This is a genomic window from Chryseobacterium scophthalmum, from assembly GCF_900143185.1.
In the GTDB taxonomy this organism is placed as follows: Bacteria; Bacteroidota; Bacteroidia; order Flavobacteriales; family Weeksellaceae; genus Chryseobacterium; species Chryseobacterium scophthalmum.
Map to the genome: position 1 here is coordinate 141884 of NZ_FSRQ01000005.1, position 22172 is coordinate 164055.

The window sequence follows — 22172 nt, forward strand, 5'->3', positions numbered from 1 at the left end:
AATCTATCGAATATTTTAAAAATTGGTTCTTTTATAATACCAAAATTAATAGAACTTCGTAGATTTAATAAAAATGTAGAGAATTTACTCATAGGCTGTATTATTTTATATTAAATACAAATCTAATCATTTTCCATAATTAAAATATAGATAAAATCGTTTTTTTTACAATTACTTCATCAAAACAAAGCTTATGATTTCAAAACAAAAAAATCCTCAGGGTTTTCCTGAGGATTTATTAGTATTAAAAAGAATTTGTTATTTCTTGATAAATTTAGAATTGAAACTTTCTTTTCCTTTATCTTCAATAGATATCACATAAGCTCCTTTTATTAATGATGAAACATTAATTTTTCCGTTGTTAATATTTCCATTACCTACTAATTGCCCAGCTGCGCTGTAAATTTTGTAAGTAGCTTTATCAGAAACTTTAGTAACATTTAGGAAATCAGTGGCAGGGTTTGGATAAATCTGAATACCGTTATTTGCAACAGCTGTTTCAGAAGTACTTAGTGTAGAAGCAACCACAACATTGTAGTCTTCAACCTCTCCATAAAAATTATTTGTTCCACAAGCCCATGTCACAGGACCAACTAGTCCAACATTAGAAGCTCCGGCATATGCATACAATATTCTCATTCTAAATGGTTGACCTTCTATAGCTGAAGCTGGAACTGTAAATGTACCCGTAAATGTAGCTGTATTAGCTACAGGAAAATTAAGAACTCTTTCAGTAGATGCAAAAGTACCATCTAAATTATAATCAATAAATACCATTACAGTATTATAATTTGTAACAGGTCCAGTAACTGTTATTGTATTTGGGGTACCTTTTGCAAGGTTAATTTGCAGAGTAGAATTTGCAGTAAAATCTGTATAAATACCTGACGATGAAGTATTATTGATACCGTTCGTCACGTTAACATTAGAAATATAAATAGGAGAACCTGCAACTCCAGCTACAGCACAATAGGACGCTGCTAATGTTGAAAAATTAGCAGACGCAGAATATGCACTTGGCACACCAGAACAAACAGTTGAAACCTGTACTTCATAAGCTGAAGCAACCATTAAATTTGATAATGTAACAGAATTCGTTGTTGATGTAGTTTGTGACCAAGTAGTTTCAGATACCTTTTTATATCTGATATTGTATGAAGTTGCTCCTGTAATTACAGCCCAGTTTACACTTGCAGTAGTAGAAGTAATATTATTTACAAAAACTCCGTTTGGAGCCGATCCACACACAGCAGAAGTTGTAACATTAACACTTTTCATAGCATAAAAAACATTTCCTATAGCAGAAATTCTCATTTTTATAGTTTGATTATTTAATGCTGTTGGAAACGTAAAGTTTTCTGTTCCATCATTAGGAGTTGAGGCAATCAAAACATTCCAAGTCGTCCCATTGTCTGTAGTATAATCAATCTTAACATTTGCTACATTATAAGGTGCAGCACTTGTATTTGCAACATCCCATACAATAGCTGATGAGGTATTGGTATAACCAAATTGATATTGATCATTGATTTTAAAAGGCCCATCATTCCCAACATTAATTGTCTGAATTTCAGACTCTGTTTGTTGTTGAGGCTGTATACCACCTGCAAGACCTGCGATACTATTATCTCTTACAGTAACTACAAAGTCTGAAGTTCTTGCCACATTAGAAACTGATTCCCATTGACCATTTGAATTATTTAATACCCCGTTCAAAACTGATGAGAGTTTAGGAAAGTAACGAGAAGGACTAGTAGATGGAGCAATAGATCTAAATGATGCACCATACGTAGTATTTCCTAAGTTTGCTGCAGTAATTGTACCTCCAGTAACCTGTCCGTTTACAGGAAGTGTAGCATCATTAAACTGTTCCCAAGTATAAGTAAGTGGATCATTTTCAGGATCTGTTGCAGAAGCAGTAAGAACAAATGCCGTTCCTTTTGGAATACTATATGTAGGCAATGCAGTAATTACTGGTGGATTATTTACAATAGTTGTTTCAACATCACACGTTTTATTAGTCAAATTATTTTGAACTTGTAGAATACTTGCTACATGGAAGTAAGCGTCCGAATTCATCTGTACATTTGCATTTGTAATACCTGCATACCCCATTACAGTTGAACCAGAACCAGGCTCCATATTTACACCTGCACCCTCCAAAGCGTGTGAAAATGTATGATTAGCCCCCAATTGGTGTCCCATTTCATGTGCAACATAATCAATATCAAATGTATCACCTGAAGGAGCTGTACTTTGTGTAAATGCAGAACCTTTTCCTTTTGGAACCGCACCAGTTGGACTTATGCATACACAACCAATACAACCCGCATTTCCGTTTCCTCCTGCAGCATTAAAAACGTGACCAATGTCATAATTACCTTCTCCAACATTCGCTGTAAGAACTTGCTGAACTGATAAATTTAAATCAGAAGTATTTACGTAAGGATCTGTTGCGGCCGTTGTATAGATAACATTTGGATAATTAGCCACATTAAGATGCAAGGCAAAGTCTTTTTCAAAAACAAAGTTCACTCTTGTCATAGTCGCATTAATCTGAGCTAAAGCTGTAGCTAAAGTTCCTCCCGTATAAGCAACATAAGAACTTGTAGCAGAGATTGCTAATCTCATCGTTCTGTATTTCTTATCAGAATTTTTTGAAAAATTACCCGATTGGTTGCTAAACGCTTGACCTTTTTGAGCCATTTTCTCTATCTGACTAACTAATTCTGGGCTTTCTTCGGTACCACAAACAAAACTTTTTCCATTTGTATCTCTACTTTTTGGATGTACACCATAAACAGTTTTATCATTATTTTGAGCATCAATGAATTCATATTGTCCATTATTGCTGATCATCGATTGAAAATCAGAAGGAGAAACTGAGAATCTTACAGATTTATTTGGGTCATCAATACCTACTCCTACATATGATCCCAGCTGATACTGATCTGCCAATTCTTTCGCCATGACCGGAAAGCTATAAACAGCAAACCTTTCCATCTTTCCGAACAATGTAGGTAGGGTAATTTCCACAGCTCTAGCATTTTTGCCGGTTTCTTCTGCATTTTTAAGCTTCGCCTGCAGTTGAGGTAAATCTAATTTATAGTAACCTGTTACATTTGATAGCTCATTTTTTGAACTCCTTTTGGGGTTTGAAGTTGGAGTCCATTGCGCTATCGCTGATCCACCAATCAAACTACAAAATAAAGCAGTAATGAATTTTTTCATAAAATTGAATTATTTTTAGCTGTCAAATATACTTGTTTTCATTTATTTATTATAAAAATAAACGAATATTATTAACAATATCGCAAATAAAAAAACCTCAGGAAGTACACCTGAGGTTTTTTAGCATTAAAAAGAATTTATTATTTCTTGATAAATTTCAAAGTTTCAGATACACCTTTATCACTTACTGTAATAATATATGTACCTCTCACCAATTCAGATACTCTAACTTGGTTATTTTTAATTTCTCCAGCTTTTACAATTTGCCCTACAGCATTATGAATCTCAAATTTAGCTTTATTCGAAACTTTTGTGATATTTAATACATCTGTTGTTGGATTTGGATAAATCGCAAAAGTTTCCTTAATCATTTCACTAGTTCCTAATGCACCTAATCTCAATGCTCTAGTTTGTTTTTTTGAATATGAAGAACCTACAATAACATCAGCTCCTGCTGTAGTTTTAATATTATAGAAGCCTCCATTGTCATAAATACCGTCACCATACACATCATTAATAGTAAATGTATAGCAATCATTAGTGTTTAATGTCCAGTTTTGCGTAATTAAAGCAGGAAGAGGAGTACTAGTAGTAGGATTAGGCACATCCTGATAACCATTACCACTACTATAAACAATTGTACCTGCACTATTTTTCAGATTCCAGTTTACTTCACTACCCCAATAATCTAACTGTAAATTAAATACAAAGTTAGTTGCTGTGTTTGTAGCTATAGCAGGATTATTGAAAGTTCCTGTTAATGTATTATTAGACACTCTCTGATCTGCTACACCATTTACAGATGTAAGATTAACTGTTAATGGTCCATTTGTTGCCGTTGTAGGAATTGGTAATGATACAATTTCGTACTTATCTTGTGCTAAATTACCTGACCAGTTATATGAATAAGCAGTTCCATTTACTGTATATGGTATAACTGCAGCAGTAAGAGCTGCTGTCCCTCTATTCGTAAGAACAATTCTCAAGGTATATCCAGTACAAAGATTATCTAATGAACATGCATTTTCAAATTTTATTTCAGCATCATTAGGAAATAATGGAATTGCTACATCTTTTATAGACGTTTTTAATTCAACTCTTCTAGGAGAGTTATTCATTACAGTTGTAATTCTATCTTTTTGATTCTGCGTAAAAATATTCATACATGTATCGTTTGTGTAATCCATATAATTTCGCACCATCTCTATTTCTCCTGCTGTACATCCCGCTATATTAGTATTACATGTATAATTAGCAGTGTGAGCAGTAGGCGTATCTGCACAATAATCATTTCCGCATGTTGCATCACCCCAAATATGTCTTAATCCTAAAAAGTGACCAACTTCATGAGTCATAGTTCTCCCTTTATCATATGGTGCATTCATAGGAAAAGATCCATAATCTGTACTTCCAAAAGTTGTATAATTTGCCACTACCCCATCTGTATTAGCAGCGCCTCCAGCGGGCATTGGTATTGTAGAATTTGATGGAAATTGTGCATATCCTAATAATGTGTTATCCGAAAAATTCACACTCCACATATTCATATACTCTGTAGGATTCCAAATAGTTAATGGTTTTACATAACCGTTAATATTACCTGTTGACCAATCAGGGTAACACAAATTCACTCTGTCTATCCCGTTCGTAGGATTTCCATTAGCATCAACTTTTGCCAATGCAAATTGTATCATAGTATCTGCACCAACTAAAGTTGTATTGTATCCTGGCGTTCCTGCCATTCTACGAAAATCCTGATTCATCACTGTAATCTGAGACTGAACCTGCTCATCTGTAATGTTTGCTCCCGTACCATATGCTTCACCTGAGTGAATAACGTGTACAACTACTGGAATTGTAACAACACCTCCATTTTGAGATTTGTTTAGTTTTGCCTTTTCAATTAAAGGATTTATCCATGCTTCAAACTGAGCATCAGTCATTCTATTCGGATCAGTTGCTTGAAGATATTTTTCATATCCTGTAGAAGCACAGCGGATAATACCATTCGGATCCTTAAGCTCATCCTTTATATAAGCTTTACCAAAACCTAATTTACTATCTTCTAGTTTTTGTGCACTGACTGTCACAGCAAAAACCATAGAAAACAGAGAAATTACTTTTGAAATTGTAAATTTCTTCATTTTTAAATTAATTTAAATATTTGGCAAATATAATATAAATTACAATTACATTAATATTCTATTAATTTTATTTAAAAAAAACCATTACTTTGTCTACATCACAACCACATATTTACATTTATAAAATATTTAAAAACAATTCATTATGAAAAATTTTATTGTAACAGCAACAATATCAAGTTGCAAAACAAATATGGCTTCTCATGAAAAAACAATATTTAAAACTGAAAAAGTATCACTCTCTGAACGAACGAGAGGCACTATAAGAGATTTCACTTTATCAAATGGTAAACTGGTGTCATCTATTAATGGGAATATTAATACCCAAGAAATATCTGAAAATGATTGGTCTAAAATTGTGGAGTATACAGAACAAATAAATGCAGAAAACATTTCAAAATTAGAAGCTCCGACAACAAAAAGATTCAGCGATGCAGCATTAGCCTCACACATTACGATTACAAAAAATGGAACCGATTATCAATCTTCAACATTTGATTCTGGAAACCCGCCTCTAGAGCTTAAAAATCTTTACACTGAAATTCAAAGAATAATAAAAACAAAAAAGAGCAATTAAACCTGCTCTTTTTTTATTTCTAAAACTTATATGCAATATTCCATGCAAAGCCCATATTAAATTTATTGGAGCTTTTTCCAAAACCGGGAACAATCATTGGAACAACATCATCCTGTTTTGAAGTAACCATTAAATAACGCGGTTGCATACTGACATCGATGTAAAAATTAGATTCAAACAACTGTACTCTTCCGCCTAAATTTCCTTCCAGCCAAAAAGATGACTGTGAAGATGAGGGCATTGAAACCGACGAACTGTTTCCACCAAAACCACGTATAGGAATCGCCATGTATTCTTGAGTGTAAAATGATCCACCAATTTTTCCACCTCCATAAAAACCGTTGAAATCATTCTCACGATCCCTTGCCAACATATAAAAGGCACCGATTTTCATAAAAGGTCCGCTTGCTTTAGCATCGTAGCCATTATTTTGGTAAATATTTTTATCAAAACCTGCTTCTATAATTCCGTGGAGATTATCTTTTACTCTGGAAGAAATAAACCCCTGAAACATCTGTCGGTCTGAGAAAAATGAAACTCCCGCATTCAAGACATCAACACCAACAATAAAATTGGGTTCGTATTTCCATTTTGGTTTTTCAGCTTCCTCTTTTTCCTGTGCAGAAAGAGTCAGCAAACCGAAAACACTAAAAATTAAAGAATAAATTAGTCTTGTCTTCATTTTCTATAAAATTTTGCCCTTGTTCTACACTTTTCAAAGAATTCGGTGTTGATAATACTGAATTTACATTTTCATAATTTCTCTTCACACCACATCCCGGTGAAACGTAAATAGATTTCGTGGTGTAATTTACTCTTACCCTTGTTGAATCTTCAGTATCTATTGTTTTTACATAAATATCTGTATAAGGAGAATCATCTACACGTAATGGCACAAACACAGAATCAACTTTCGAAAAAGTTCCCAAGGTTACAATTTTAGATCCGTAATCTACAAACACTTTTATATTATCAAGCTTTGTAATTTTATTGTCTTTTCTAAATGAAATTTTCATTCGAGGCGTACCTTCACCGCTTTCGCAGATATCATCATCACCTCCACAAGAAATGACCGATGATAATGCAAGAATGAATATGATAAATTTAAAATATTTCATACTTAAATCTTTATTTTGGATCTAAAGCTTTCTCAATACGGAAAACCAAATCTTCATTATGATATTTGCTGACCAAATCATTAGAAGTATTTTTTGCTAAAAGATCTTTTTTAATGGTATTTAAATTTCCTCTTACAATGGCAGAAACATCAGACTTATCAGAATTTTTGTTGTCAATTAATTTTATTAAAGTATCTACATAATTTCTCTGAAGATTTCTTCCGTAAATGTCTGTATTTTCTTTTGTAATAATTGAATTGTTTAAATCTGAGAAAAACTCAATTAATGGATATGAATTTTGATCAACCGCTTCAGATTGATAAAGACTCTGAAGAACCATCGGGCTTAAAACTCTTCCCAAAACAACATTCTGAATTTCTTCAACTGTTTTTACCGGAGTTTTACCTGTCTTCTCAAAAATATCTTTCTTAAGCAACCATTGCGGAGTGGTGAAAACATTTTCAGTTAAAAATTTCATCGCCTCTTTCTGGTCTTTTTTGGCAACAACTTCATAAACCGCACCAGATTGTTCGGCAGTTTTCGGAGTTTCCATTTGTCCACCGATATATTTTGAAACGTGACCTAAATATCTTTTGAACTGTGTCGTCACCTGATCGTACATCATATCGAGATTTTTATAATCTTCGTTTGGTGTCTTCGTCCATTGATCTAAGTTATCCACAATTCTTTGCAGATTTTTGATCCCGTAAGTACTTGCAATCATAGCATTATCACCAACTTGCTCACTTTGAGATCTTGGGTCTAAAGGATTGGTTTCTGTACCAAACCAAAGTCTTTCGTTTTTAAGATTTTTAATTACCCACTGATTCAGATATTGTTTTTCTGCATCAGGAGTTTTAAACTGATTAAATCTTTTATATCCCCATTCGATTGCCCAATCGTCATAATCACCAATTCTTGGGAAAATTCCGGCATCACCAATCTTATCTTCCGGTTGTGCAACATAATTAAATCTTGCATAATCCATAATCGAAGGAGTGTGACCGTTTTTCTCCAACCATTTTTTGTCTCTTAGTTTTTCAACAGGAACTGTAGAACTTGATCCATAGTTATGTCTCAAACCTAAAGTGTGACCAACTTCGTGAGAAGAAACAAAACGGATAAGTTCACCCATCAGTTTCTCATCAAACTCCATTTTTCTTGCTCTTTCATCATTTGGAGAAGCCTGTACAAAATACCAGTTTCTTAGCAATAACATGACGTTGTGATACCAATTGATGTGACTTTCTAAAATCTCACCCGTTCTTGGATCGGCGATTGAAGGTCCTGAAGCATTCGGTACATCCGAAGGTTTATAAACGATTGCAGAAAATCTGGCATCTTCCAAACTCCATTCTGGATCTGCTTTCGGATCTGGGATTTTTGCAACAATTGCATTTTTGAATCCGGCTTTTTCAAAAGCTTTTTGCCAATCATTAACTCCTTGCATTAAATAAGGAACCCATTTTTTTGGAGTCGCAGGATCGATATAGAATACAATTGGTTTTGCAGGCTCTACCAATTCACCTTTATTATATTTTTCTAAATCCTGAGGTTTTGGTTCCAGACGCCATCTTTTTACTAATGAAATCCTTTTTACCCCTTGAGGATCTAAATCGAAATCGGTATACCCCACTGTAAAATATCCAATTCTCGGATCAAAATATCTTGCCTGCATTTTGTTTTCAGGAAGAAGTACGAAAGAAGAGTTAATTTCCACTGTATAATTTCCACTGATTTTTGGTGCAGGTCTTCCCGGAATTGCCGGAGTTACAGGCGCTCCTAAAGTTCTTGCAAAAGTTTTAGTGGTATTAATTTCAATATTTGTAGGGAAAGATTTCACAAAATTCACGAATGACATATCTTTCTGAAAAGTCCCGACTCTGTAAGAATCTTTAGACCAAACCGAAAAAGAAGTCAACTCGTTATCAGAATTCAGAACATCCGTAACTTCAATTACAGAAGAATTGTTCTTTACTCCGTAAGCTTTTACATCAAAAGATTTAATGATAGACTGCACATTATTTCTCGTCACCGAATTATACATTTGCGAAGTAGAATCTTTTGCATAATCTATGTGAGAAATCGAACGCAACAAGATTTTATCTTTCGGACCTTTTTCAAAAGCAATGACTTGCTGCCCGATTTGGTCTCCTGCATAACCGGAAGTTCCTGAACGCATTCCTGCAGCTGCTTTTGTTAATCTTGTTACCAAAAGAAACTCCTTTTTCAGCATTGCATCCGGAATTTCAAAATAATATTTGTCGTCTACTTTATGAACCGTAAAAACTCCCTGATCTGAAACCGCTTTATCGGTAATGATTTCTTTAAATGGTTTGATCAGACTTTTCTTTTTATCATCTTTCTTTACTACGGCAGTATCTTTTTTTACAGCCGTTGTAGAATCTTTCTCTTTTTCCTGAGAAAATAAATTCTGCTGAGTAAAAAATAATGCACCAACTAAGAAAACAGCTTTACAGTTCTTTATCATATTCATTAATTTTTTTGATTTTTTATTTTCAAATTTAAGTAATTATTTCTTGATAAGCAGAGCAATATTCTCCACATGGTGGGTTTGCGGGAACATATCTACCGGTAAAATCTTCACCAAAGTATAATGGTCTTTCATTAAAGCTAAATCTCTAGCCTGCGTTGCAGAATTACAGCTTACATAAACTACTTTTTCCGGAGCCAGTTTCAAAATCTGCTCAACAACTTTTTGGTGCATTCCGTCTCTTGGCGGATCGGTAATCAACACATCAGCTTTTGGATGATTTTCTAAAAACTCGTCATTGAAAACGTTTTTCATATCACCACAATAGAAAGTCGTATTGGTTAAACCATTTAGCTCAGCGTGTTCGATTGCAGCATCAATTGCTTCCTGTACAGACTCGATTCCAATTACATGTTTTGCGTTTCTTGCAACATATTGAGCGATCGTTCCGGTTCCTGTATATAAATCGTAAACAACTTCATCACCTTTTAAATCAGCAAATTCAAGTGTTTTTCTATATAATTCTAAAGCCTGTTTGTAATTAGTCTGAAAGAAAGATTTCGGACCGATTTTAAATTTCAAACCGTCCATTTCTTCCATTAAAAATCCTTCTCCGAAATATACTTTGATATTTTGATCGTAGATTGAATCATTTTGTTTAGGATTAATGGCATAGACCAATGTTTTTATTTGTGGGAATTGCTCCAGCAAGAAGTCAAAAAGTTCTGTACGGTTTTCTTTTTCTTCTCTGTAAAGCTGGAATAAAACCATCCATTCTCCTTTTGAGTTTTGTCTCATCATCAAAGTTCTCAAGAAACCTTCCTGATTTTTAACATCAAAAAAATCTAAACCTTTATTCTCAGCAAATTTTTTCACTGCCAAACGAATCGCATTCGACGGATCTTCCTGAAGGAAACATTCTTTTAGATCTAAAATTTTGCTCCACATTCCCGGAATATGGAAACCTAAAGCGTCTCTGCTTCCAAAGTTTTCCTCAGAACTTATTTCGTAATGACTCAACCATCTTGCATTAGAGAAAGAAAATTCCATTTTATTTCTGTAAAAATACTGCTCTTCTGCACCCAAAATAGGAACGGTTTCAAAATCATCGATTCCGCCAATTCTCTTGATATTGTTATAAACTTCTTCCTGTTTAATATCAAGCTGCTTTTCGTAGCTCATATTTTGCCATTTGCAACCACCACAGGTTCCGAAATGAATACACTTCGGCTCAACTCTGAACGGCGACTTTTCAACAATTTCTTTTACTTCAGCCTCAAAATATTTCGACTTTGATTTTTTTACTCTTGCATTCACCACATCTCCAGGAATTGCTCCGGAAACCAAAACAGTTTTTCCTTCTTCAGTTTTTCCTATCGCAACGCCTTTTGCGCCCGCTGCAAAAAGTTTTATATTCTCAAGAATTACGTCTTTCTTCTTTCTCATATCAATTTCAGTATGATGAAGATAGCTTTCTACCCTATCTTCATCTATTTTCTATTTTTCTAATAATTTTCTCTGAAACCTTTCAGTTTCAATTTTGTCTGCAAAAATACAATAAAAAAAACCTTATCCGAAGACAAGGTTTTTTTATATTTTGTTTAAGCTAATTATTTTGCTTCAACCGGAACTTTCTCAACCTGAGGAGCCGCTTGCTGCTGTAAAGCTGAAGGATCAATCTGCAACTGAGCTGCCGGATCTACCTTTGGAGCTGAAAGACCTGTTTGCTTGTCTAAGATTGTAATCAAATCCTGATCACCTAGATTTACAAAAGATCTGCTTGCTACTTTACCGTTTTTATCAACTACGATGAAGCTAGGTAATTTGAAACCGTATACTCCATATTTTTTAGCAATGTCAGAGTCTAAACCTCCGTCACCATAAACATTAGTTCCAGGAATTCCTTTTAATAAAGCATTGCTTGTTTTTGTAAACTGATCTTTGGTATCATCTAAATTTACAAATACGAAATTCATTTTAGATTTGTAGAAATTCACAACTTCTTTCAAAACAGGCATTGTACCTTCAGCAATGTAAGGATTCCAAGAAGCGTAGAAAACGATCATGTAAGGTTTTCCTTTGTTCTCGCTTAATTTATAAGCTGAACCGTCTTGTTTTACCAAAGAAGCTTCCGGTGCATCATCACCAATTTTGAATCCGTTGATTACGAAAAGCATTTTCTTCAAATCAGCTTTAATAGTAGCGTCTTTAATATCTTCTTCGATAATTTTTTTGATTTTATCGGTTGTAGCAGCAGGAGTTTGTGGATGTACATCAGACTGAGCCATTACGAAAGCTAATAAATAATCTTTCTCTGTTTGAGAAACTTCTTTTTTACCTTTCAAGAATTCATTAAATAACTCTGAAGTTGTAACATCTGTTTTTCCTTGAGCTTTTGCCTGAGCAAATGTTTGGAAATCAGGGCTCATTTTTGTTAAAAGATACTGTCTGTAAAACGGACTTGTTTTAATCATGGTTTCTTTATTCTCCTGAAGTTTAGCTTCATAATCTGTGAATGCCTTACCCAATTTGAATGAAGGATTGTTACCCGACGTTTGCTTTTTAGTCATTTCATAATTTACCAATAAATTAAGAATAGCCGTTTTAGCATCTATTTTTTTCCATTCAACCACTTCTTTTCCAGGATTGAATTTCTTTACGTTTTCTTCGATATTTTTATTGATATCAGCTTCAATTTTCTGCATTGCTTTCACGTACGCAGCCTCATCACCTGAAACCAACTGCTGAATATTCAGAGTCTGACCATAAGTTGTTAGGAATTTTTGGCAAGCCTGAAAAAAGTCGTTATCACTTTTTGCATCACCAGTCACTACATATTCGTTCGGGAAAGTAGCAGAATTACCTGAAATATTAAGTTTCTGACCTCCTTTAAGGAAAATAAGATTCTGTTTTCCGGCATAGTTCATCACATACATTCCGTTTTTTGGAGCTTCAAAAGTTCCTGTAAAGTTTCCGTCTTTATCGATACCAAAGTTAGCCAATGGCAAAGTAGCAACACCGGAAGCTTCTACAAACTCAATTCTCTCTAATGGAGAACTGCCTGCGATTTTTCCTTTTACTTCAACTTTTTTTGAACAAGACATTGCGAATATTGCAATGACAAACAACAAAAGATATTTTTTCATTTTTGATTTTAAATAATTTAGCAAAAATAAGTTTTTCAAATATACTAAATGCAATATTTGAAGGTAATTTATGAAAGATTTAACTAAAAAAATCGTCTCCACAAGGGAAGACGATTTTTTATAATTTATTTTAAAACAGATTATCCTCTGTCTGCATACGCAGCCATGTATTCTCTGTTCATTCTTGCGATATTCTCAAGAGAAATTCCTTTAGGGCATTCTACTTCACAAGCTCCTGTATTTGAACAGTTACCAAATCCTTCTTCGTCCATAGCTTTCACCATGTTTAGAACTCTACGTTTCGCTTCTACTCTACCTTGAGGTAAAAGTGCATACTGAGAAACTTTAGCTCCAACGAACAACATTGCAGAACCGTTTTTACAAGTTGCCACACAAGCTCCACAACCGATACAAGCTGCAGCATCCATTGCTTTGTCTGCATCTTCTTTAGGAACCGGAATTGCATTTGCATCCAAAGTATTTCCTGAAGTATTTACCGAGATAAATCCACCTGCAGCCATTACTCTGTCGAATGCGCTTCTGTCTACCATTAAGTCTTTGATAACAGGGAACGCAGCACTTCTCCAAGGTTCAATAACGATAGTTTCACCATCTTTGAACATTCTCATGTGAAGCTGACATGTTGTAATACCTGTATCCGGACCGTGAGCTCTACCATTGATGTAAAGAGAACACATTCCGCAGATTCCTTCACGACAGTCGTGGTCAAAAGCGATAGGTTCTTTTCCTTCGTTGATCAAGTTTTCGTTCAGGATATCTAACATTTCTAAGAATGAAGAATCTGTAGAAACATCTGATATTTTGTAGGTCTCAAACTGACCTTTAGTTTTTGTATTTTTTTGTCTCCAAATTTTCAGCGTAAGATGAAGGCCTTTTTTTGCACTCATAATTATTTATTTATAGGTTGGAGATTATTTGTAACTTCTCGCTTTAACTTCGATGTTCTCATAGATAAGGTCTTCTTTGTGCAGAACTTCTTGCTTAATATCATCACCCTGATATTCCCAAGCTCCTACATATTTAAAGTTAACATCATCTCTTTCTGCTTCCCCTTCCGGAGTTGCATGGTCTTCTCTGAAATGTCCTCCACAAGATTCGTTTCTATGTAATGCATCGATAGCCATTAATTGACCTAATTCGATAAAATCAGCAACTCTGAATGCTTTTTCAAGCTCGGTGTTCATTCCTTCAGTTTCACCCATTACTTTTACATCTTTCCAGAAGTTCTTTTTCACTTCGTCGATTTCTACGATAGCTTCTCTCAAACCTTCAGGAGTTCTTCCCATCCCCACTTTATTCCACATAATGTGTCCTAATTGCTTATGGAAATAATCTACTGAATGCGTTCCTTTATTATTAACAAAGAAGTTTACTTTGTCTTTAATTTCTTTTTCAGCTGCGTCAAACTCAGCAGAATTTGTAGGAATTTCTCCTGTTCTGATGTCTGCAGAAAGATAATCTGCAATCGTGTAAGGAAGAACGAAATATCCGTCTGCCAAACCTTGCATCAAAGCAGAAGCTCCTAATCTGTTTGCACCGTGGTCTGAGAAGTTTGCTTCCCCAACAACGAAACATCCAGGAATTGTAGATTGTAAGTTGTAATCAACCCAAACACCACCCATTGTATAGTGTACAGCAGGATAGATCTTCATTGGAGTTTTATAAGGATCATCCGCAGTAATCTTTTCGTACATTACGAACAAGTTACCATATTTTTCCTCAATCCAAGCTTTTCCTAGATCATAGATCTGTTGTTCTGTAGGATTGTGAATATGTTTTTCGATAGCAGATTCTTTACCTTTTTTCATGATCTCTGTAGAGAAATCCAGGTAAACACCTTCTTTAGTTTCATTATTTTCGATTCCGAAACCAGCATCACATCTTTCTTTACCAGCTCTAGACGCAACGTCACGAGGAACTAAGTTTCCGAATGCAGGATATCTTCTTTCTAAATAGTAATCTCTATCTTCTTCTTTAATATTTTCAGGTCTCAATTTACCTTCTCTGATGGCAACTGAATCTTCAATTTTCTTAGGAACCCAAATTCTTCCGGAGTTTCTAAGTGATTCAGACATCAAAGTCAGTTTAGACTGCTGTGTTCCGTGAACAGGAATACAAGTTGGGTGAATCTGTACATAACAAGGGTTTGCGAAATACGCTCCTTTTTTGTGGATCTTCCAAGCTGCAGAAACGTTAGAACCCATTGCGTTGGTAGAAAGGAAATATACGTTTCCGTAACCTCCTGAAGCAATTACCACTGCGTGAGCTGAGTGTCTTTCGATCTCACCTGTTACCAGGTTTCTTGCGATAATTCCTCTTGCTTTCCCGTCTACGATTACCAATTCAAGCATTTCGTGACGGTTGTACATTTTTACTCTTCCTTTTCCGATTTGACGGCTTAATGAAGAATATGCACCTAATAATAACTGTTGACCAGTTTGTCCTTTTGCGTAGAAAGTTCTTTTAACCTGAACTCCACCAAATGAACGGTTATCTAATTGTCCGCCGTAATCTCTACCGAATGGAACCCCTTGAGAAACACACTGGTCGATAATATTTGCAGAAACTTCAGCTAATCTGTAAACGTTTGCCTCTCTTGCTCTGTAGTCACCACCTTTAATGGTATCGTAGAACAATCTGTAAGTAGAGTCACCATCACCTTGATAGTTTTTAGCAGCGTTGATACCACCTTGTGCAGCAATAGAGTGTGCTCTTCTTGGTGAATCTTGGTAGCAAAACGCCTTTACATTATATCCTTGCTCAGCCAATGTAGCTGCAGCAGAACCACCTGCCAAACCTGTACCTACAACAATAATATCAATCTTATCTCTGTTGTTTGGTGCAACAAGGTTCATATGGTCTTTATGATTTTTCCATTTATCCTTAAGAGGACCAGCAGGAATTTTTGAATCTAATTTACTCATATTAGTATATTGATATTATTGAGTTACGTAATGAAAAATTGCAATAAAAATAAAACCTGCAGGAATAAGGATTGAATACCAATTTCCGAAAGCTTTAATAACAGGAGTGTACTTTTGGTGTCTAGCTCCGATCGACTGGAAAGAAGACTGGAAACCGTGTGCCAAATGCAGACCTAATAATCCGAAAGCCACAACATAAAGTGCCACTCTCCAAAGATCATGAAACTTGTGGTGAAGCTCTGCCCAATATCTTGTCTCATCTGGTGTATTTGCCTGAATGTACTTGTAATTCATTTCAGGAAAATAAAAATCATAAAAATGCAATACCAAGAAAGCTAAGATCACAGCTCCGGAAATAATCATATTTCTAGACATCCATGTAGAATTAGCCGCTCCGTTGTTGTTCGCATATTTAATCGGACGAGCCTTGTTGTTCTTAATCTCAAGAACGAACCCCATTGCAAAATGGAAAATCACTGCAAACATCAAAATCGGCTGCATCAGATACTGTACCGCCGGATTGTATCCCATAAAATGAGAAGCCTCATTAAAAACATCTTCGCTGAAAACGGATGTCATGTTGGTAGATAGATGCATCACTAAGAATATCAGCAAAAACATTGCTGAAAGTGCCATAGCATATTTTCTACCTATTGTAGAACTTGTTAAACCTGCCATATTAAGTTTAAATTTGAATTTCCACAAAATTATGAAATGTTAACAATACTAAAAAGTGAGAAATCTCACTATTAGACAGTTTGTAATCTTTCTAAATAAGATTCATAAGTATATTAAATACAAGAAAAAGCATTAAAATTTGAGATTACTTTAATTCATGAATTTTACCTTCAAACTTGACCATTTTAGCCGAAGCCGGAATTTTTTTGATTTCTATTTTTTTTATCCTGCGTGAAGAAACATAAGGATTGATAATATATTGTTGAATCTTATCTTTATCATCTGAAGAATTTACCAAAAAAACAACCTTGTTTCCTTTTTTCACGGAAATAACATTTTCTTTTTTATAATGATGAACAAAAAACTCATCTTTCTGATTCTCAAAAAGGTTAAAAGAAATTCTCACGATAAAAAATAGGGTAATGGCTAAAATTACATTTGAAATATTTCTAAAACTGAGTTTATCAAGCATAAATTTCAGGAAGTAAATAATTCCAAACACCAGAAAAACCTCAGCTAAATTCAAAGGAATATTTTCAAAGAAAACGGCATCGAACTCAGCAAACCAATGAATTACTTTCAGCAAAATCTTAATAATATAATCGTAACACCCATTAATTATTTCAAAATCTAAATTAAAACCGAGCAGCGCAGTCATTAAAAAAGAAAATATAATAATGAGTTCAGAAAACGGAACGATTATAAAATTGGCGAGAATCGAAACCAATGAGAATTGATGAAAATAGTACAAGACCAAAGGTAAAGTCGCCAATTGCGCCGCAACAGAGATTGAAATTGTATTATAAATCAGTTTTTTGAAAAAATTATCCTGTCTCGGAAGATATTTTAGAATGGGTTGATTGAGCCAATAAATACCTAAAACCGCCAGAAAACTCAACTGAAAACCTACGTCAAAAATTTGCTGTGTATCAATCATTAAAATAATAAATGCAGAAAGTGCCATTGAATGGAGCAGATCGGGTTTTCTTTGAAGCAATACGTAAATAAAATACACAGAAATCATGATGCAAGACCGCACCACAGAATTTCCAAATCCGATGAAAAATGCAAAAATCCAGATGAATAGTAAACTGAAAATGATAGCATATTTTTTCAGACGAACAGATGAAAACCTCATCATAAGAAAATAAAACATCCCGAAAATTACGACGATATGCGTTCCTGAAATAGCCAAAAAATGCACCAATCCGGAACGGTTAAAATCCTGAACAGTTTCAGCATCAATTTCTGTGCGGTCTGCAAGAATAATTCCTTTTAAAAATTCACGACTGCGGAAAGACATTTCAGAATTATTAATTTTCTGTAAAGTTTCCAGACGTTTCTGTTTTATCTTTTCTATAAAACTCAAATCACTTCTTGCAGCAGAAGAAATTTCTCCGTTAATATAACATTGATATGAAATATTTTTTCGCTTTAAATATTTTGAATAGTCAAACTGAAAATCGTGTTGCGGTGATTTGGGCTGAACGAGATAGGCTTTCGCTTTATAATAATGATTAAAATCTAATTCTTTCCGAGTTTTTTCAACATTGGCAATTGCTTGAAAAGATTCATTTTCAACCTCAGCTAAAATCTCATACTTCTTATATTTTTCGTTTGAATTTAATTTTTTTGAAACTTTAAAAATGATGGTTTCATTAGTTTTTACATTAACCTTTTGAGTCGTAGAGTTATTATAAAAATGAAAAATAATTCCCCATCCGAAAAAGAAAATCATCAAAAGGAAATTCCTGATTTTAAATAGAATATGACTTTTCAGAAAAAACAATCCGAAAATAATGACAGAAAAAAGTAAAATTAGAATGATGGAATTTTGCTCAAGAATCAACTTATCCTGGAAGAAAATCCCAAGAATAAAACAGAGTACAACAATCAAAAGAGGTTGCTTGTTCAAAATCATTTGTGTTTGAACAAACTAAGTTAGAAAATTTTAGAATACAGAAATAGATTTATTTCTATTTTTTGAGATTCAAAATAATATCAGCTGCATTTTCACTTGCGCCTTTTCCACCCAATTTTTCTCTGAGTAATTTAAAATCCTGAAGCATTTCATCTCTTTTTTCACCGCTAATAATGAAATTTAATTCTTTGACAAGATTTTTAGTATTAAGCTCGCTTTGAATTAATTCTTTCACCACTTCCCTATCCATAATCAGATTGACCAAAGAAATATATTTGATGTTTTTGACTAATCTTTTGGCAATAGCGTAAGAAATTTTGCTTCCGCGATAACAAACCACTTCCGGAATATTCAACAGAGCGGTTTCTAAAGTTGCCGTTCCCGAAGTCACCAAAGCTGCTTTTGAACACCTCAGCAAATCATAAGTTTTATTGGAAACGAAATGCACATTTTCATCAACATATTTTTGATAAAATTCTTTTTCAAGACTTGGTGCACCCGCAATCACAAACTGATAATTCTCAAAATGTGGACGAACAGAAAGCATGATTTCAAGCATTTTCTCCACTTCCTGTTTTCTGGAACCCGGCAAAAGTGCAATGATTTCTTTTTTATTTAAACCGTTTTCAGTTTTAAAATCATCAACAGAAATATCCTGAAGTGTAGAAATTGCATCTAATAAAGGATGCCCAACAAAGTGAGATTTTACACCATGTTTGTGATAAAAATCTTCCTCGAAAGGTAAAATCACCATCATTTCATCAACATATTTTTTGATGATCTCAACACGGCCTTCTTTCCAAGCCCAAAGTTGAGGAGAAATATAGTAGACTACTTTTATGCCCAATTCTTTTGCAAACTTGGCAATTCGCAAATTAAAACCTGGATAATCAACCAAGATTAAAACATCAGGTTGGTTGTTTTTAATATCTTCTTTGCAGATTTTAATATTATTTAAAATCGTTCTCAGATTCATTGCAACTTCCAAAAAGCCCATAAAAGCTAAGTCACGGTAATGTTTTACCAAAGTACCACTTTGTTTCTGCATCAAATCTCCGCCCCAAAATCTGAATTCTGCGTTGGAGTCTTTTTCTTTTAAAGCTTTCATTAAATTGCTGCCGTGCAAATCTCCGGAAGCTTCACCTGCGATGATATAATATTTCATAAGCAACGAATGATGAGTGATGATTGATTTTCTGAATCTCAAATATCAAACCTCAAATTTCAAATTAGAAATGAGTAAATTTGCTTCAAAGATAATGATAAAAAAATGTCAGAAGAATTTGAAATAAAAAATAAAGTAGCAGCGAGTGGATTGATCAACTTTGATCTTACCGATCTTGTTCCCAAAGGTGCAAGAAAAGGAATAGATCTGAAAGATTTTCTTTTCATGGAAATGATTTTAAAAGAGAAAGATTTTCGTGAAAAAGTGGCAGCTATCAATACTGAAGAATACAAAGATGCTTTCGTTTACGTTTACAACTCTGCAGATGCAATTGTTCCGCTTTGGGCCTATTTTTTAATCACCGCTAAATTAACTGGTGTTACTAATAAAATTGTTTTCGGAAATTTAGAAAATTTAGAAATAATCTTAATGCATGATGCGATCAACAACCATGATTTCTCTGTAATGGAAGGAAAAAGAGTATTAGTAAAAGGCTGTTCTGACAAGCTAATTCCAGAAAATGCATACGTAGAATTGGTAGAAAAAATTCAGCCGATTGTAAAATCTCTTATGTTTGGTGAGGCTTGTTCGAATGTTCCTATTTTGAAAAACTAATTAAATGAATAAAAAATTTATTCCATTTTTTTTATTCTTGTTCTTCTTAAGCATTTACTACCTTTCAAGTTTCTCGAAAGTTTCTTTTGGGGATGGAATGGGCTTTCTTTTAGATGTTGAAAAAGGATTATTCACAAACCATGTGACCCCATTATCACATTTTCTCTACTTAAATACTGCAGTACTTTTTACAAAATATTGTAATGTAGACAGCATTATGACAATGAGGCTTATGTCTGTCGTTCCTGCCGCTCTAAGTATTACATTACTCTATATTCTTATCAAAGAATTTATTTCTGAAAACTGGATCGCAATAAGTTGCAGTATTATTTTTGGACTAAGCTTTACGTTTTGGCGAAGCGCTTCTACCATTGAAGTTTACACCTTTAATGCCATTTGGATCTTCTTTTTTTTGATATATTCCGTAAGATCTTTAAAAAAACCGTCTCTAAAAAATATACTTCTGTCAGGAATCTTTTTAGGAATAAGCATGTGGGTTCACATCCAAAACATTATGTTGATTCCTGCCTATCTTATACTTCTCTATCAACTTAGAAATTCCAGAAAAAATATTTTTATTTCAGCTTCTTCATTTGTATTGATTTTTTGTTCAATGTTTCTCGTTAATTACGTAGCTGATATTCATATAAAATACACATTTCTTACGGGAACAGGTACTTGGATAGAAGATACTTTTAAGCAAGGCTTTACAGACTTACTAAAAGATATTTTAAAATCTTTTCTTTTTTTACTTTATAACTTCAATATTTTTTTGATTTTTATTCCTTGGGGAATACGTGAAATTTTTAAAAATTACAGAAATTTGTTTCCCTTTATTGCAATTTCTTTTTTATTTACTTTTGGTTTTGCAACATTTTATGCAGTTTCAGACAATTATGTTTTTTTCATACCGAGTTATTTTATTGTTATAATCCTCATTGGTCTTGGAATGAAATCATTGAGCATGAAATATAATTTGAAAAGATTACAATTTGTAACTTTTCTCATTCCGTTATTTTATATCGGATCTCATAGATTAGCTTCCTCATTAGAAGCCACAAAAATATTCCAGCAAGAAAAAGCATATAAAGGTGGACTTACTTATTATATGTTACCTTGGTTGCACAATAATTTGGGATGTATAGAATTTACCCTTGAAAACAAGCCAATTATTGACAATGTAGAACAATTAAGAAAACAATCTTTAGAGTTTGTTGAAATCAGAAAAAAATATCAAAATAGACAAGAGATAATGAAATTATAATCTATAATATTACTTTGTCAATATTTTTGATAACTTTGAGTTTATTAACACTTAAAAAATAAACACAAAAATGAGTTTAATTGATTTACTTACAGGAAACACAGGAAACCAAGTTGCAGAACAGGCTGAAAACAAATTTGGGATCAGTAAAAACCAAATCATCGCACTTTTGGCGGTGGCAACACCTCTTGTAATTTCTTATCTGAGAAACAAATCTCAGGACAATAAAGAAGCTGAAGCTTTAAATAACGCTTTAGATAAAGATCACGACGGAAGTATTCTTGATGACACTTCACAGTTAGAGGCAAGACAAAACGAAGGTGGATCAATCCTTTCTCACGTTTTCGGAAGCGAAAAAGGGAATGTTGAAAATCAATTGTCACAAAATACAGGAATTTCTATTGATAAAATCGGACCTATTTTGGCAATGCTTGCTCCGGTAATCATGGGTTATATTGGTAAAGAAAAACAACAGAATAATGTTGGAGCAGGAGGTCTTGGTGATCTTTTAGGAGGAATTTTAGGCGGCGCACAAACTCAGGCTCAACAGCAACAGTCTAATCCACTGAACGATATTCTTGGAAGTGTTTTAGGAGGTGGACAATCACAGTCTTCTGGAAATCCTTTGAATGATATTTTAGGAAGCGTTCTTGGTGGAAGCGGACAACAAAAGCAACAACAAGGTGGAGGTTTAGGAGATATTCTAGGCGGACTTTTTGGAGGAAAATAATTTCTTACTAGTTATAAATATAAAAAAATACCGAAAGTGATTCTTCGGTATTTTTTAGTTTAATAAAACAAAAAGAATAGATATCATTTGGAACAGCCATATAAAGCAATTTACAATAGGAAAGAAAAAACAACAAACACGAAG

16 protein-coding genes are annotated in these 22172 nt (G+C 33.9%); 4 read left to right on the plus strand and 12 right to left on the minus strand.

Annotated features, from left to right (window positions below; translation table 11 throughout):
• Positions 1–258: 258 nt before the first annotated feature.
• The gene (locus BUR17_RS18825; protein WP_074232033.1) at positions 259–3231 is read right to left on the minus strand and encodes a reprolysin-like metallopeptidase; all 2973 of its coding nucleotides are present in this window, start codon (positions 3229–3231) and stop codon (positions 259–261) included.
• A 140-nt stretch (positions 3232–3371) separates the two neighbouring features.
• Positions 3372–5375, minus strand: a complete 2004-nt coding sequence (locus BUR17_RS18830; protein ID WP_074232034.1) for a M43 family zinc metalloprotease — start codon at positions 5373–5375, stop codon at positions 3372–3374.
• A 145-nt stretch (positions 5376–5520) separates the two neighbouring features.
• Here BUR17_RS18830 and BUR17_RS18835 point away from each other — a divergent pair, with 145 nt between their 5' ends.
• Entirely contained in the window at positions 5521–5952 is a 432-nt protein-coding gene (locus BUR17_RS18835; RefSeq protein WP_074232035.1) for a hypothetical protein, read from the plus strand.
• 19 nt (positions 5953–5971) lie between these two features.
• Here the strand turns inward: BUR17_RS18835 and BUR17_RS18840 are convergent, their stop codons facing one another.
• The 10 genes from BUR17_RS18840 to lpxB form a co-directional block, all read right to left on the minus strand.
• Entirely contained in the window at positions 5972–6634 is a 663-nt protein-coding gene (locus BUR17_RS18840) for a DUF6048 family protein (protein WP_074232036.1), read from the minus strand.
• The gene (locus BUR17_RS18845; RefSeq protein ID WP_074232037.1) at positions 6600–7070 is read right to left on the minus strand and encodes a DUF6452 family protein; all 471 of its coding nucleotides are present in this window, start codon (positions 7068–7070) and stop codon (positions 6600–6602) included. Before BUR17_RS18845 ends, BUR17_RS18840 begins: the two co-directional genes overlap by 35 nt.
• Positions 7071–7080: 10 nt before the next feature.
• Positions 7081–9561 carry a zinc-dependent metalloprotease gene (locus BUR17_RS18850; RefSeq protein WP_074232163.1) on the minus strand — a complete coding sequence of 827 codons (2481 nt, stop codon included), beginning with the start codon at positions 9559–9561 and terminating at the stop codon, positions 7081–7083.
• A gap of 42 nt (positions 9562–9603) precedes the next feature.
• Complete coding sequence (gene rlmD, locus BUR17_RS18855) at positions 9604–11010, minus strand: 23S rRNA (uracil(1939)-C(5))-methyltransferase RlmD (protein WP_074232038.1); 1407 nt, start codon at positions 11008–11010, stop codon at positions 9604–9606.
• Between the two features lie 164 nt (positions 11011–11174).
• Entirely contained in the window at positions 11175–12710 is a 1536-nt protein-coding gene (locus BUR17_RS18860) for a TlpA family protein disulfide reductase (protein ID WP_074232039.1), read from the minus strand.
• A 140-nt stretch (positions 12711–12850) separates the two neighbouring features.
• Entirely contained in the window at positions 12851–13618 is a 768-nt protein-coding gene (locus BUR17_RS18865) for a succinate dehydrogenase/fumarate reductase iron-sulfur subunit (RefSeq protein ID WP_074232040.1), read from the minus strand.
• A gap of 24 nt (positions 13619–13642) precedes the next feature.
• Entirely contained in the window at positions 13643–15655 is a 2013-nt protein-coding gene (locus BUR17_RS18870; protein ID WP_074232041.1) for a fumarate reductase/succinate dehydrogenase flavoprotein subunit, read from the minus strand.
• A gap of 15 nt (positions 15656–15670) precedes the next feature.
• A complete protein-coding gene (locus tag BUR17_RS18875) occupies positions 15671–16333 on the minus strand; it encodes a succinate dehydrogenase cytochrome b subunit (protein WP_066674590.1) in 663 nt (220 codons plus the stop codon).
• A 145-nt stretch (positions 16334–16478) separates the two neighbouring features.
• The gene (locus BUR17_RS18880) at positions 16479–18254 is read right to left on the minus strand and encodes a ComEC/Rec2 family competence protein (RefSeq protein ID WP_074232042.1); all 1776 of its coding nucleotides are present in this window, start codon (positions 18252–18254) and stop codon (positions 16479–16481) included.
• A gap of 55 nt (positions 18255–18309) precedes the next feature.
• Entirely contained in the window at positions 18310–19419 is a 1110-nt protein-coding gene (lpxB, locus tag BUR17_RS18885; RefSeq protein WP_074232164.1) for a lipid-A-disaccharide synthase, read from the minus strand.
• A 105-nt stretch (positions 19420–19524) separates the two neighbouring features.
• On the opposite strand from lpxB, the gene BUR17_RS18890 reads away from it, so the two are divergent.
• The 3 genes from BUR17_RS18890 (at position 19525) to BUR17_RS18900 (ending at position 22028) form a co-directional block, all read left to right on the plus strand.
• Positions 19525–20034: a DUF2480 family protein gene (locus BUR17_RS18890; RefSeq protein WP_074232043.1), complete on the plus strand. Its 510-nt coding sequence runs from the start codon at positions 19525–19527 to the stop codon at positions 20032–20034.
• Positions 20035–20038: 4 nt separating this feature from the next.
• Positions 20039–21298, plus strand: a complete 1260-nt coding sequence (locus BUR17_RS18895) for a protein O-mannosyl-transferase family (RefSeq protein ID WP_074232044.1) — start codon at positions 20039–20041, stop codon at positions 21296–21298.
• Positions 21299–21368: 70 nt separating this feature from the next.
• Positions 21369–22028, plus strand: a complete 660-nt coding sequence (locus BUR17_RS18900; RefSeq protein ID WP_074232045.1) for a DUF937 domain-containing protein — start codon at positions 21369–21371, stop codon at positions 22026–22028.
• Positions 22029–22172 lie beyond the last annotated feature (144 nt).